This window comes from Rhizobium sp. AB2/73, from assembly GCF_020871915.1.
GTDB classification, from domain to species: Bacteria; Pseudomonadota; Alphaproteobacteria; order Rhizobiales; family Rhizobiaceae; genus Rhizobium; species Rhizobium dioscoreae.
Genome location: NZ_CP067071.1, coordinates 2,396,652 through 2,409,312, shown reverse-complemented (window position 1 = coordinate 2,409,312; position 12,661 = coordinate 2,396,652). Strand labels below are relative to the sequence as shown.

The following is a 12,661-nucleotide window of genomic DNA, read 5'->3' as shown; positions in this document are numbered from 1 at the left end:
CAGTTTGCTGACAAACCCCTGACACCCATCCGCAAAGACCGAAATTGACGGAACGTCTCTGAATCGAAAGAAGAACGGATCGGAATCAAAGTCGCGGAAATGGGATCCGAAAGGACTTTGTCAGCAGTCTGAAGGCGGGCTCCAGGCCCGCCTTTTTTAACCGTCAAATCTTCTGAGCGGCAGCTGTTACGCGGTCGCCTCGACGACACGCAACGCCTTGGCGCGTTCCAGCGCATCCTTCTGAACGGCCTCCTGCACCTTTTCGAAGGCGCGAACCTCGATCTGGCGCACGCGTTCGCGGCTGATGTCGAATTCGGACGACAGGTCCTCCAGCGTCACCGGCTCGTCGGCAAGTCGGCGTGCCTCGAAGATGCGGCGTTCGCGGTCGTTCAGGACGCCCATGGCGCGCGCCAGCATGCGGCGGCGCGTGTCGAGCTCGTCCTGTTCGATCAGCACGTCTTCCTGGCTGTCGTGGTCATCGACGAGCCAATCCTGCCACTGGCCGGAATCCCCTTCGGAAGCCTTGATCGGCGCGTTCAGCGAAGCGTCGCCGGAAAGGCGGCGGTTCATCGAAACGACCTCTTCTTCCGAAACGTTCAGCTTGGTGGCGATCTCGGTGACATGCTCCGGCTTCAGGTCGCCGTCGTCGATGGCCTGGATGCGGCCCTTCAGGCGGCGCAGGTTGAAGAACAGGCGCTTCTGGTTGGCCGTCGTGCCCATCTTTACGAGCGACCACGAGCGCAGGATGTATTCCTGGATCGAGGCCTTGATCCACCACATGGCATATGTCGCTAAACGGAAACCGCGTTCCGGGTCGAACTTCTTCACGGCCTGCATCAGGCCGACATTGCCTTCCGACACGACTTCGCCGATCGGCAGGCCATAGCCGCGGTAACCCATGGCAATCTTCGCCACGAGGCGCAGATGGCTGGTAACGAGCTTATGCGCAGCCTGACGGTCGGCATGTTCCGCATAGCGCTTGGCGAGCATGTACTCTTCCTGCGGTTCCAGCATGGGGAACTTGCGGATCTCGTCGAGATAACGATTGAGGCCGGCTTCTCCGGCAGCAATAGACGGTAAGGTATTACGGGCCATGATTGTGCACCCTCCTATTCGAGATTTGGTTCCTTCTGGGGGCGTATTTTGCGCGCCTTCTGCGAAGCGGACCAAGGCGTACGGGTCCTGCGACCCCGCACTTAACCAATGTAAAGATAAGTACGGCGAAACGGTGATTCAAGGATGCGGTCACGCAAGTGTTACAGCGGCGTGACCGCAGGTCTCGCCGGAATATCGCCCTTGGGATTACCCTCCCGAATTGTCCGGTGCCATGTGGCGCGGTCATTTTGACCTCCCAAACGCGGTCGCGTTTTCGGCCAGCACAGGCGCTCGGACTTCGGTCCTTCATACGCGATATTATAGGGCAGGAGGCGCCGGTCGTCCAGTTATTGTGATGTTTGGCACCTACTCCCTGAGCGCCGCCGCCAATTCTTCCATATCCTCAGGCAAAGGCGCCTCGAAATGCATGACCTCACCCGTGCGGGGATGCTCGAATTGCAGCATATAGGCATGCAGCGCCTGGCGCGTGAAACGATGGACGGCGTGTTTTGCGGCTTCCGGCAGGAGATTGGCCTTGGTCTTGAAGCCGCCGCCGTAAACGGCGTCGCCGAGCAGCGGGTGGCCGATATGCGCCATGTGAACGCGGATCTGATGCGTTCGACCGGTTTCCAGATGGCATTCGATCAGAGAGGCGAGGGCGGTTGCGTCCGGTGTCTCATGGAAACGCTCCAGCACCTCGTAATGCGTGATCGCCTCGTCGGCATCCTGCGAATCCGGGCGCTTGACGGCGCGGCGCGTGCGGTCGCTGCTCGACCGGCCAAGAGGGGCATCGATGGTGCCGACGAGCTGGCGTGGACGCCCCCAGACGATCGCCTGATAGGCGCGCTCCAGAGAGGTCGTGCGGCCATGATCGGCAAATTGCAGGGAGAGGTGCCGGTGAGCCACATCGTTCTTGGCGACGACCATGACACCGGTCGTATCCTTGTCCAGCCGGTGCACGATGCCTGGGCGGCGAACGCCGCCGATGCCGGAAAGGCTGTTGCCGCAATGGTGGATCAGGGCATTGACCAGGGTTCCGGTCCAATTGCCGGCGGCGGGATGGACGACCAGTCCGGCCGGCTTGGAGATGACGATGACATCGTCGTCCTCGTAAAGCACGTCGAGCGGAATATCCTCGCCCTGCGGTGTCGGATCTTCCGGTTCGGGCAGCGTGATCTCGTAGACGTCGCCGGGGCGCACCTTGCGCTTGGCGTCTGTTACCGCTGCGCCCTTGAGCGTAACGGCGCCGTCCTTGATGAGGCCTTGCACGCGGCTGCGGGAAAATTCCTCGCCGATCTCGGCCGTCAGCCATGAATCCAGCCGTCCTTCGGCACTTTCATCGGCGGTTAGGACTTTTCTATTGCCCGCGGCTTCTTTAAAGGGGTCGCTCAAACGTATTTCTCCAGCGCATAACGCGCTTTTCAGGAAGCAAGGACGCATCGATGACGAATCTCGAGCCAGACGATCAAGAGGAGAAGCCCCTCGATCCGGCCCTGGAGAAAGTCCGACGCAAGATGATCCGCCTGCAGATCGTCTCCGCGGCCGTCATGGTGGTGAGCCTTATGGCCGTGTTCGGCGCCGTTGTCTACAAGACGATGAAGCCAGCGGCAAAGCCCGCAGGTCAGACGGCTTCCAGCATTCCGTCCGATGCCCCGGTTGCCGTGACGGCATTGCTGCCCGCGGGATTTACCGTCCAATCCACGGCGCTCTCGGGCAATCAGGTGCTGTTCTATGGCACGCTTGCCGGCGGCCAGCGCCAGGCTATCGTCTTCGACTATGGTATTGGCCGTATCGTGGCGACCATATCGCTGTCCAACTGACGGCCTGACGATGACGAGCGCGCGGCTCATCGAGATTACGCATCCCGACGATTCGCGTATCGCCGAATTCCGCAATATCCGCGAACGCGATCTGACCGGTCGAGAGAACCGATTCATCGCGGAAGGAACCGTCGTGCTGCGGCTTCTCGCCGGTGCCCATGCGGCGGCGGGGGATTTTCTTGCCGAGAAAGTACTGCTGCTCAAAAACCGCGTTGCGGGCTTGAGCGACATCATCGACACCTTCCCATTGGAAGTTCCGATCTATGTCGCCGAAGCTGAGGTGCTCGACGGCATTGTCGGCTTCCATCTCCATCGCGGAGTTCTGGCACTGGGGCGTCGATCGGCGGAAGACGCAATGAGCGGCCTCCTCGACCGCCTCCCGAAGCAGGCGCTGGTGCTCGTCGGCTGCGGTATTTCCAATCACGACAATATAGGTTCGATGTTCCGCAATGCCGCAGCCTTCGGCGCGGCTGCGGTGCTGCTTGACGAAAGCTGTTGCAATCCGCTCTATCGCAAGGCGCTGCGGGTTTCGGTCGGCTCGATCCTGACCGTGCCCTATCGCCGGCAATCCAGCGGCGTTCAGCTGCTTGCGGGGCTTGCCGAGCGCGGTTTTGCGATCTGGAGCCTGTCGCCGCGAGGCGCGGTCGATATTCGCGATGTTCCGGCTTCGGAGCGCATGGCCCTCGTTGTCGGCACGGAAGGGGACGGCCTGCCCGCAAGCATTCTTTCCGCCTTCGGCAGCGTGCGGATTCCGCAGGCGCCGGGATTGGACAGCCTCAATGTCGCGACGGCGAGCGGCATCGCCCTTTTCGAGATGGCCGCGAAGAACGGGCGCATCTGAGCGGGTTGCTCTTTGGAGCTTATTGATGCTTCGGCAGTATTGCGGCGACGCGGTCGGCGAGGCTGATGCGCGCGCCGAGTTCGGCGGGCTCTAGGTCCTTCGGCAGGAGATCGAAGATCGGCGAGCCGTCACCTTCCTTGAGCGCTGTCAAGGCGACCATATTGGCGGCGATCCTGGCGATTTCCTCTCGCATGGCATCGTCGTGGGCTGGCGTGCGGGCTTTCAGCAGGCGATCCGACAAGGCGGCTGCCCGATTGCGAACCTCTTCTGTCATCTGGGCGATTTCGTCTTCCACGGTTCGTTCCGGTTCTGCCACCTGCGGAGGCTCGGCTACGGCACGCTGTTCGTCTGCGTTGCCCCCGGTTATCGATGCCGCGGCAAGTTTCGGTGTTTTTGTCGCCTTCTTCGGCGGCGTGAGGCCAGCGGCACGCAGCGCCTTGCCGGCTTCCTTCGATTCCTTGATGGCCGCCTCCAGCCGCTCTCTGAGACGGACGACATCCTGAGCGTGGCGTTCGATCGCGGTTTCCTTGTCGGCGCTGCCGGCAATCTCGCGGTTGAGGCGTTCCTCAAGCCGCTTGTTCTTGTCGCTTTCCTGGCGCAGCGAATGTTCGGCATCCGCGGCGCGCAGGCTTGCCGCATTCAGCTCCTGGCGCAGCGTATCGCGCTCGTCGCGTAATGTGTTGATGCGCAGCTTCAGACTCTCGATCTCGGTTTCGCGGGCTGCCAGATCGATCCTGAGATTGTCGGCATCGGCACCCATTTTCGTCATCCGTTTACGCAAGCTGTCAATATCCGCCTCTTTTTCGGCGCTGGCGTGCTCGGCGGCGTGGATGCTCGATTTCAGCTGGCTGATATAGCTCTCTTCCTGGCGCAGGCGTGAGCGCAGCTCGCCTGCTTCCACCTCCAGATCGTCGATGCGGGTCTGCAGCTCCGCACTTGCGGCGGAAAGACGGCTTGCTTCCTGCTGAAGTTTGCCGTTCTGGATCTGCAGCGCAACGGTCTTGTCGCGTTCCTGCGTCAGCGCATGTTCTGTCCGTGCGTTCTCAGCCGCAAAGAGTGCGCGCGCCATGTCCGTCTGCGCGCGCACTTCCTGCGGGCTCAGGGGCATGGTCGCCTTCAAGCGCTTTTCGGTGAACCAGACGATACGACGATGGATTGCCGGCGCGATGAGAAAGACCAGTAGAGCGGCCGTCAGAAAGCCCAATCCGAACAAGAGAGCAAATTGAATCACGACGCAGCCAGTATCCTGGAGTTATGTTCGATATCGATAAAATGATTAATCATGGGTTAGCCATGCGGGCAAGCGTTTAACGCGGATATGGTTTATCGGCGCGAAGCCGGTTTTGCGGAAAGAAAAGGCCCGCAACTGAAGCGGGCCAAGGCGTGCGCTGCTTGGGAGGTCGTATCTGAGGATCGGTTCAGAAAGGATTCCAGGTCGGGTTCGGCGTGACTTTGAGATAGCCCATGTTGATGCCGAGGCGTGCTCCAAGGCCGGTGCGGATCGGAACGAGCACGATGTTGTTGTTCTTCAGGACGGTCATGCCGAAGCCGGCAACCACGAATGCCTGGCCGCTGACGCCGCCGAAGCGGGTGTAGACGCTGTTGATGCTCGGCAGATCATAGACCAGCATCATGACGCGGGTGCCCTGGCCGCCGTAGTCCAAGCCGAGCGACGGTCCCTGCCAGTAAAGCGGATGCTCGCCGGCATTCTTGGTGTTGAGCTGGCCTTCACCATAGGTCAGGCCTGCGAGGAACGCGCCGGAGCCTTCCTGGCCGAGGATGTAGCCATTCGGCAGGCCATATTGCTGGAAGGCGCGCTCGACCACCTTGGCAAGACCGCCGCTGGCGGAGCCGAAGAAGGAATGGCCGGCATCGACGATTTCCTGTGCCGAATATTGATTGGTGGGCGCGGCAGCGGCCTGACGGACCGGCAACGCGAAACTCACAAATGCGACAATGGCCAGAATCAGGCCGAGGCCGAGCGTTCTGGTGCCGGGGCTTGGCATTCTCTTCAGGAATTCATAGCGCATGGAAGTCTTCCGTTCATCATGGTCGGTGCAACAGGGACGAATAGGCAACGCATTCGCCTGAATGCGCCGCGCATGGCACGCCCCCATTTTCAGACCATTTCGCCCATCTCTCGCAGGACGAATCGCGTGCGAAAAAGTCTGATGGTGATGAATGCATTTTGCGTCGATGGTCTTAACAATCGGTTTACCAAATATGGTGTCATTATGGCGCGCGGTACACTGGCTGCGAAACCCTCGAGCAATCTTACCGTGGCAAGGTGGACCTATTCGCTTTGCCCTGCCAGCATTCAGGAGACAATGAATGTCGAAAAATCCCAATCTCACTCTGACCGGACCGGATCTGGCCGCGCTGCTGTGCAGCCGCGTCTGCCATGACGTGATCTCGCCGGTCGGGGCGATCAACAATGGCCTGGAGCTGCTCGACGAGGGTGGTGCCGACGCCGATGCGATGGATCTGATCCGCACCAGTGCGCTCAACGCGTCCGTCCGCCTCAAATTCGCGCGTCTTGCCTTTGGCGCGTCCGGTTCGGTCGGCGCGTCGATCGACACCGGCGAAGCGGAGCGCGCCGCCAAGGATTTCGCCGCCGCCGAGAAGAAAACCGAAGTCAGCTGGGTCGGTCCGCGCGCGATCATCGCCAAGAACCGCGTGAAGCTGCTGCTCAATCTCTTCCTCGTTGCCTACGGCGCCATTCCGCGCGGCGGCAATATCGAGGTGACACTCGAAAATCCCGAATTCGAGGCAAAGTTCACGATCACCGCCAAGGGTCGGCTGATGCGCATACCACCGAAGTTCGCCGAGATCTGCTCCGGCGCGCTGGAGGAAGCCATCGACGCTCACTCGATCCAGCCCTATTACACGGTGCTGCTGGCCGAGGAGAGCGGCATGGAGCTTTCCTATAATGCGACGCCGGAGGAATTGACCTTCGTAGCGACCATGGCTGCCCAAGCCGGAGTAAGCGGGCCGATCCATTGATGTTTTCGCCCGCAGTCGGTCATTGGTTGCGGGCTTATTTTTTCGTGTGTCGAAATTTCTTTACAATCTTGGGGTTGTTCGCTCAATTGATAATGTAGCGGTAACGAATCCTTAGCTTGCTGCTCCTATCGTTTCAATTTGAAGCCGACATCGGATGATGGCGGCTGATGCCAGGGAGCTCACACATGCAGCGGTTCATGATAACGGATACATCGGATGTCGTACGCAAGGTCGGCAAACGAATCCTGTCCGAGCTGGATTTTCTCGTGAGCGAAGCTGGAGATGGGCGCGAAGCGCTGATGCGCTGCCAGGCCGAAATGCCTGACTATCTGATCGTCGATGCCGGCATGGAAGGGGCGCTCGAGCTCATCGCCAGCATCCGCGCCATGCCCGATGGCAAGGATGTGAAGATCTATTACTGCGTCATCGAGGCCGATCTTCGCAAGCTGATGGCCGGAAAGCGCGCGGGCGCGACGGATTTTCTGCTGAAGCCATTCGATCGCAAGATCCTGACGGCCATCTTCGGCAATCGTGCCGCGGCCGCCTGATTTCAACGAGACACATCGAAACAGGGATAGCCGCTCTTCGAGGCGGCTATTTTGCATGCATTGAGGTCAATAAAAAATCCCGCCTGAAAAGGCGGGATTTCTGTGTGACGGCGGTAAAGATGGGGAGGCGGCTCAGGCGCTTTCGGCGAAATCGCTGCTGTCGGGTTCGCGCAGCACGTAGCCGCGGCCCCAGACGGTTTCGATGTAGTTGGCGCCACCGGCGGCATTTGCCAGCTTCTTGCGGAGCTTGCAGATGAAGACGTCGATGATCTTCAGTTCCGGCTCGTCCATGCCGCCATAGAGGTGGTTAAGGAACATTTCCTTGGTAAGCGTCGTGCCCTTGCGCAGCGAGAGCAGCTCCAGCATCTGATATTCCTTGCCGGTCAGATGCACGCGCTGACCGCCGACCTCGACGGTCTTGGCGTCGAGGTTGACGATGAGCTCGCCGGTCATAATGACAGACTGGGCATGGCCCTTGGAACGGCGAACGATGGCGTGGATGCGGGCGACCAGCTCATCCTTGTGGAAAGGCTTGGTCATGTAGTCGTCGGCGCCGAAGCCGAGGCCGCGAACCTTGTCCTCAATGCCGGCCATGCCGGAGAGGATGAGGATCGGCGTCTTGACCTTCGAGAGGCGCAGCGTGCGCAGCACTTCGTAGCCGGACATGTCAGGAAGGTTAAGATCGAGAAGGATAATGTCGTAGTCGTAGAGCTTTCCGAGATCGACGCCTTCCTCACCGAGATCGGTGGTATAGACGTTGAAACTTTCGGATTTAAGCATCAGCTCGATGCTCTGCGCTGTCGCGCTATCGTCTTCAATGAGTAGAACCCGCATAATTGTCCCCTTTACCGCCGCCGAAAGGTCGTCAGCCCCTTAACGCGATACCGATCAAATCACTGCTTGATTTGGAAGCTGCCATGCAATGGTTAACAAATTCTGATTCACTCTGGCAAGTCGTATCGAATTTATTAAATAATTTTTCCATTGCACTGTTTTCCAACAACAATCAGTAAAATTGACTCCTAAGTATTGCATTAACAACCAACGCCAAGTGATTCATCCGACTCACCAATGCCGACATGTCGAATTCCGACCACACCATTTACCGAGCCTTAAATCATTGCGCCTATCATTAACGATGCCCGTAAACGAAAGGTTACCAGCGGTAGGCTTTTATTAAGATCGCTGGAAATTTTTTTAACCAAGCCGTCTCAAAGCGGTTCGGCGAACGGGAATATCGAGAGCCGGGGTCTCGCATCACGGGAGTAATGCGTATGAAGTCACGTGAGAGCCTTGTTCGCCTGAAAGAGTTTCAGGTGAACGAAAAACGCCGTCAGCTGCAGCAGCTGCAGATGATGATGGCGGAATTTGACCGCATGACGAAGGAACTGGAAAGCCAGATCGTCGTCGAGGAGAAGAAGTCCGGCATTTCCGATCCGAGCCATTTTGCCTACCCGACCTTTGCCAAGGCTGCCCGCCAGCGTGCGGACAATCTGCAGGTGTCGATCCGGGAGCTGCAGGTTCAGGAAGAGGCGCTGGAAAATTCGCTTGAGGAAATGCAGGCCGAATATGCCAAGGCCGCAGCGCTCGAAGAGCGGGATGGTCCGGCGCGGGCACGCGCCTGAGATCGCAATTCCGTCGCCCCTTCGGATCAAGCATGATTGCGTTCCGGTACGGAGCTTATCTTCGGAATGCGAAGAGTACGATGGAAGCGCATGAAGGCTGCGCATGACTGGCCGTGACGGGGCCGGCCATGCGCAGCTTTTGCGTTTTCGAAGATAATCCGACCGATTGGACGGATTATGTCCCGCTTGGTCATGTGATGCGCGCGTGCGACGCCTGCTGCCGTGCTTAAAGCACCGCGTTTTAGAGATTGACGACGTCGCGCCAGTCATCGTGGCGTTGTGCCTGGGCCTTGAAGAAGGGGCAGAGCGGGATGATTTTCCAGCCGCCGCGGCGCGCCTCTTCGACGGCGTGAAGCGCCAGCGCTTGGCCGACCCCCTTGCCACGCAGGGCATCCGGCACGCCGGTGTGATCGACGATGATCAGCTTGGGAGACGTGCGGGAAAAGGTCATCTCCGCCTCGTGGCCTTCGACCGTTGCAACATAACGGCCGCCGGATGCATTGTTTTCGTTGCGGATATCCATGATTTTCTCCCTTGTCGCATCTGATGCAACGAGGATTGCATGTGCTTGGACGTCTGCCAACCGTCGAGATTGTTAACGGATCGTCTCCGTTTAGGTTGATGTCAAAATACGGAGCGGCCAAGTCCTTTAGCGTAGGTGAGGCGAGCTATGGGCGGGCGCCCTTCAATAAAAAATTCGGGCCTCTTTCCCAAAAAAGAGGCCCGAACACAAAATAGAATAAAGGTGGTGCTGTCGCTGCTGTCAGTGGCGATACTGCTGTATGCGGGTCGTCCGGAGGCCGGCCAGGCCATGGGTATTGATGGACGACTGCCAGGAGAGGAACTCTTCGACGGTCAACGTATAACGTTCGCAGGCTTCTTCCAAGCTGAGCAGACCACCACGCACGGCGGCGACAACCTCAGCTTTACGACGAATGACCCAGCGGCGCGTATTCGGCGGCGGAAGGTCTGCTATCGTCAGCGGGCTGCCATCGGGGCCGATGACATACTTCACTCGGGGACGTATCATTTCGGTCATTGGACTCTCTACACACACTCAAGACCACGTGTGGCACTCTAGCTTGCCACATTTAAAAATTGCCTAAGCACATGGTAAGACTTTGCTAATAATTTTAATCAATGTGGCCGAGAGGTGATTTGCGATGTTTCGCCTGAGCAAAACATCGGAAAGTCCCTGTTATTTCAAGGTAAATCGTATTCACTCTATGAATTTTCGTCAGTGAAAACTTACGCTTTCCGGCCAAAATTAGACGGCCCGTTCCGCTACTCGCGCGTTCGGGAAAGCTGCAAGAATCGTTTTTTACTTGCAAAAATAAACTTACGCCGAGACGCCGTGCTTCTGCCCGCCCCAGCAGATGAAATGCGGATTGGCGAAATCAGCATCCGCGCTCTGCTCGGTTTTGCCATAGGTCAGAAGGCCGCCCTCGATCGTGACCGTCTTGCCGCCCGCTGCCCGCAACACGGCATCACCGGCTGCCGTATCCCATTCCATGGTCCGGCCGAAGCGCGGGTAGACATCGGCCTTGCCCTCTGCGAGCAGGCAGAATTTCAGCGACGAACCGATCGATGTGCAGCCGGAAACCGCATTGTCGGTCAGAAAGCCTTCGGTTTTCGCATTGCTGTTGCAGCGGCTGGCAAGCGCCATCAGCTTGGCGGGCGGCTCGCGCACAGCGATGGTCAGGCGGTCGGTAATGGAAAATTGCTCATTGACGATCAGCTTGCGGGCTCTGCCGGGTTCACCGGTAAAGGCAACACCAAGCGCCGGTGCGTAGACGATGCCGATGAGAGGGATGCCGTCCTCGATATAGGCGATGTTGACGGTGAACTCATCGCGATGCTCGATGAATTCCCGGGTGCCATCGAGCGGGTCGACGAGAAAGAAGGCGCGGCCGCGCACATCCGGAATCTTGCCGGCTGAAACCTGCTCTTCGGCAATGGCCGGGATATGCGGAAAATCGCGCTCGAGGTGTCTGAGAATGATGTGTTCGGCCCGCTCGTCGGCCAGTGTGACGGGGCTCAAGTCCTGCTTCAAGGCAACGGAATAGCCGGCACGATAGACCTCCAGGATGGCCTTTCCTGCCTCGAGCGCCGCCTTTTCGAATGTTGCAAGCATGTGCTTCTTCGTCTTCCGCGCGCCATCCGCGCCTGAACTCTCCGGACATTATATATAAGAAGTTGCGATTGCGAAGTTTAGACTTCCGGCCCCCGGTTTCCTTCGCATTAATGCCTAAGCAAAGGTTTAGCAACAGCGCTCCATGTGCCGGGCTTTCGCACGCAGACTTTTCATGGATTGGCGGTGCAACCCTTCCGCGGCAGATACCGTCCATCACTGCGCATTCGGAAAAGATCATGTTCTGTTTGCGAAGCTTTTTCGCTCTTTCGGGACTTGTCGTTTTTATTGCATATGCGAATGTGCGGCCGGGTAGTGATCAGGATGAATGCATGCGTTATTCGGCTTATCAGCTTCTAAAACAGGCGTTTTCAGGCAATCGCCATTGGCAGCCGGTGTGGCGGACGCCGGAGCCGAAACCACATTATGACGTGATCATCGTCGGCGGCGGCGGACATGGCCTGGCAACGGCCTATTACCTCGCCAAGGAATTCGGCATCACCAATGTCGCCGTGCTGGAAAAGAACTACATCGGCTCCGGCAATGTCGGCCGCAACACGACGATCATCCGTTCCAATTATCTGCTGCCCGGCAACGAGCCCTTCTACGAGTTCTCGATGAAGCTCTGGGAAGGGCTTGAGCAGGATTTCAACTATAATGCCATGGTGTCCCAGCGCGGAATCGTCAATCTGTTCCATTCCGATGGCCAGCGCGATGCCTATGCCAGGCGCGGCAATGCCATGCGCATGCATGGCGTCGATGCCGAACTGCTCAATCGCGAGCAGGTCCGCCGGATGATGCCCTATCTGAATTTCGATCATGCCCGCTTTCCGATCCTCGGCGGCCTTTTGCAACGCCGCGGTGGCACGGCGCGGCACGATGCTGTCGCCTGGGGCTATGCGCGCGGCGCCGACAGCCGCGGGGTCGATCTCATCCAGCAATGCGAAGTGATCGGCATCCGCCGTGACGAGGACGGTGCCGTGACGGGGGTCGAAACCAACCGGGGCTTCATCGGCTGCAACAAGCTGGCGCTTGCGGCCGCGGGTCACACGTCGATTCTCGGCAATATGGCCGATCTTGAACTGCCGATCGAAACGCATGTGCTGCAGGCTTTCGTTTCCGAAGGGCTGAAGCCTGTTATCGACAATGTCATCACCTATGGCGCGGGACACTTCTATATATCCCAGTCCGACAAGGGCGGCTTGGTCTTCGGCGCCGATATCGATTACTACAGCTCCTATGCGCAGCGCGGCAATCTTGCGACCGTCGAGCATACGATGGAGGAGGGGGTGGCGCTTATCCCTGGCCTGTCGCGCGTGCGCGTGCTGCGCACCTGGGGCGGCGTGATGGATATGAGCATGGACGGCTCGCCGATCATCGATCGCACGCCCATCGAAAATCTCTATCTGAACTGCGGCTGGAACTATGGCGGCTTCAAAGCGACGCCGGCCTCGGGCTTCTGCTTCGCGCATCTGATCGCCAGGGGCGAGAGCCACGATGTCAGCCGCCTTCTGCGCCTCGACCGTTTCGAGCGCGGCTTTGCGATCGACGAAGGCGGCAAGGGTCCGCAGCCGAACCTGCATTGAGGGCACAATACC

The 12,661-nt window shown here is 58.8% G+C and carries 14 protein-coding genes; 6 read left to right on the top strand and 8 right to left on the bottom strand.

The genetic code is table 11. The annotated features are described in order from the left end of the window. Nucleotides 1-186 precede the first annotated feature (186 nt). The gene (gene rpoH, locus I8E17_RS11970) at nt 187-1,095 is read right to left on the bottom strand and encodes an RNA polymerase sigma factor RpoH (protein ID WP_069611726.1); all 909 of its coding nucleotides are present in this window, start codon (nt 1,093-1,095) and stop codon (nt 187-189) included. Between the two features lie 366 nt (nt 1,096-1,461). Next, nucleotides 1,462-2,487: an RluA family pseudouridine synthase gene (locus tag I8E17_RS11965; RefSeq protein ID WP_069611725.1), complete on the bottom strand. Its 1,026-nt coding sequence runs from the start codon at nt 2,485-2,487 to the stop codon at nt 1,462-1,464. A gap of 50 nt (nt 2,488-2,537) precedes the next feature. Between I8E17_RS11965 and I8E17_RS11960 the strand changes: the two genes are divergently transcribed. Then, a complete protein-coding gene (locus tag I8E17_RS11960; RefSeq protein ID WP_069611724.1) occupies nt 2,538-2,915 on the top strand; it encodes a hypothetical protein in 378 nt (125 codons plus the stop codon). A gap of 10 nt (nt 2,916-2,925) precedes the next feature. Further along, nucleotides 2,926-3,756, top strand: a complete 831-nt coding sequence (locus I8E17_RS11955; RefSeq protein ID WP_069611723.1) for an RNA methyltransferase — start codon at nt 2,926-2,928, stop codon at nt 3,754-3,756. Nucleotides 3,757-3,775: 19 nt separating this feature from the next. Here the strand turns inward: I8E17_RS11955 and I8E17_RS11950 are convergent, their stop codons facing one another. Next, entirely contained in the window at nt 3,776-4,987 is a 1,212-nt protein-coding gene (locus I8E17_RS11950) for a hypothetical protein (RefSeq protein WP_069611722.1), read from the bottom strand. A 187-nt stretch (nt 4,988-5,174) separates the two neighbouring features. Then, entirely contained in the window at nt 5,175-5,786 is a 612-nt protein-coding gene (locus I8E17_RS11945) for an EipA family protein (RefSeq protein ID WP_069611721.1), read from the bottom strand. A gap of 301 nt (nt 5,787-6,087) precedes the next feature. On the opposite strand from I8E17_RS11945, the gene I8E17_RS11940 reads away from it, so the two are divergent. Beyond that, nucleotides 6,088-6,759 carry a histidine phosphotransferase family protein gene (locus I8E17_RS11940; protein WP_069611720.1) on the top strand — a complete coding sequence of 224 codons (672 nt, stop codon included), beginning with the start codon at nt 6,088-6,090 and terminating at the stop codon, nt 6,757-6,759. A gap of 185 nt (nt 6,760-6,944) precedes the next feature. Continuing rightward, nucleotides 6,945-7,307: a response regulator gene (locus I8E17_RS11935; protein WP_069611719.1), complete on the top strand. Its 363-nt coding sequence runs from the start codon at nt 6,945-6,947 to the stop codon at nt 7,305-7,307. A 132-nt stretch (nt 7,308-7,439) separates the two neighbouring features. Here I8E17_RS11935 and ctrA read toward each other — a convergent pair whose 3' ends face one another. Further along, complete coding sequence (gene ctrA, locus I8E17_RS11930) at nt 7,440-8,141, bottom strand: cell cycle two-component system response regulator CtrA (RefSeq protein WP_069611718.1); 702 nt, start codon at nt 8,139-8,141, stop codon at nt 7,440-7,442. 440 nt (nt 8,142-8,581) lie between these two features. Between ctrA and I8E17_RS11925 the strand changes: the two genes are divergently transcribed. Continuing rightward, nucleotides 8,582-8,932 carry a hypothetical protein gene (locus tag I8E17_RS11925; RefSeq protein WP_015340857.1) on the top strand — a complete coding sequence of 117 codons (351 nt, stop codon included), beginning with the start codon at nt 8,582-8,584 and terminating at the stop codon, nt 8,930-8,932. Between the two features lie 241 nt (nt 8,933-9,173). Here I8E17_RS11925 and I8E17_RS11920 read toward each other — a convergent pair whose 3' ends face one another. The 3 genes from I8E17_RS11920 to cysQ all read right to left on the bottom strand — a co-directional run bounded on the left by I8E17_RS11920 (nt 9,174) and on the right by cysQ (nt 11,066). Then, complete coding sequence (locus tag I8E17_RS11920) at nt 9,174-9,455, bottom strand: GNAT family N-acetyltransferase (RefSeq protein ID WP_069611717.1); 282 nt, start codon at nt 9,453-9,455, stop codon at nt 9,174-9,176. Nucleotides 9,456-9,695: 240 nt separating this feature from the next. Continuing rightward, nucleotides 9,696-9,971, bottom strand: coding sequence for a DUF1153 domain-containing protein (locus I8E17_RS11915; protein WP_004107124.1), 276 nt, complete (start codon nt 9,969-9,971; stop codon nt 9,696-9,698). Nucleotides 9,972-10,271: 300 nt separating this feature from the next. Then, on the bottom strand, nt 10,272-11,066 hold the full coding sequence (gene cysQ / locus I8E17_RS11910) for a 3'(2'),5'-bisphosphate nucleotidase CysQ (protein ID WP_069611716.1): 795 nt from the start codon (nt 11,064-11,066) through the stop codon (nt 10,272-10,274). Nucleotides 11,067-11,395: 329 nt separating this feature from the next. On the opposite strand from cysQ, the gene I8E17_RS11905 reads away from it, so the two are divergent. Beyond that, nucleotides 11,396-12,649, top strand: coding sequence for a sarcosine oxidase subunit beta family protein (locus tag I8E17_RS11905; RefSeq protein ID WP_069611870.1), 1,254 nt, complete (start codon nt 11,396-11,398; stop codon nt 12,647-12,649). Nucleotides 12,650-12,661: the final 12 nt, after the last annotated feature.

Coding starts and splice junctions, on each gene's coding strand:
- rpoH (WP_069611726.1), bottom strand. CDS start 1,095: ATGGCCCGTAATACCTTACCGTCTATTGCTGCCGGAGAAGCCGGCCTC.
- I8E17_RS11960 (WP_069611724.1), top strand. CDS start 2,538: ATGACGAATCTCGAGCCAGACGATCAAGAGGAGAAGCCCCTCGATCCG.
- I8E17_RS11955 (WP_069611723.1), top strand. CDS start 2,926: ATGACGAGCGCGCGGCTCATCGAGATTACGCATCCCGACGATTCGCGT.
- I8E17_RS11945 (WP_069611721.1), bottom strand. CDS start 5,786: ATGCGCTATGAATTCCTGAAGAGAATGCCAAGCCCCGGCACCAGAACG.
- I8E17_RS11940 (WP_069611720.1), top strand. CDS start 6,088: ATGTCGAAAAATCCCAATCTCACTCTGACCGGACCGGATCTGGCCGCG.
- I8E17_RS11935 (WP_069611719.1), top strand. CDS start 6,945: ATGCAGCGGTTCATGATAACGGATACATCGGATGTCGTACGCAAGGTC.
- ctrA (WP_069611718.1), bottom strand. CDS start 8,141: ATGCGGGTTCTACTCATTGAAGACGATAGCGCGACAGCGCAGAGCATC.
- I8E17_RS11925 (WP_015340857.1), top strand. CDS start 8,582: ATGAAGTCACGTGAGAGCCTTGTTCGCCTGAAAGAGTTTCAGGTGAAC.
- I8E17_RS11920 (WP_069611717.1), bottom strand. CDS start 9,455: ATGGATATCCGCAACGAAAACAATGCATCCGGCGGCCGTTATGTTGCA.
- I8E17_RS11915 (WP_004107124.1), bottom strand. CDS start 9,971: ATGACCGAAATGATACGTCCCCGAGTGAAGTATGTCATCGGCCCCGAT.
- cysQ (WP_069611716.1), bottom strand. CDS start 11,066: ATGCTTGCAACATTCGAAAAGGCGGCGCTCGAGGCAGGAAAGGCCATC.
- I8E17_RS11905 (WP_069611870.1), top strand. CDS start 11,396: ATGCGTTATTCGGCTTATCAGCTTCTAAAACAGGCGTTTTCAGGCAAT.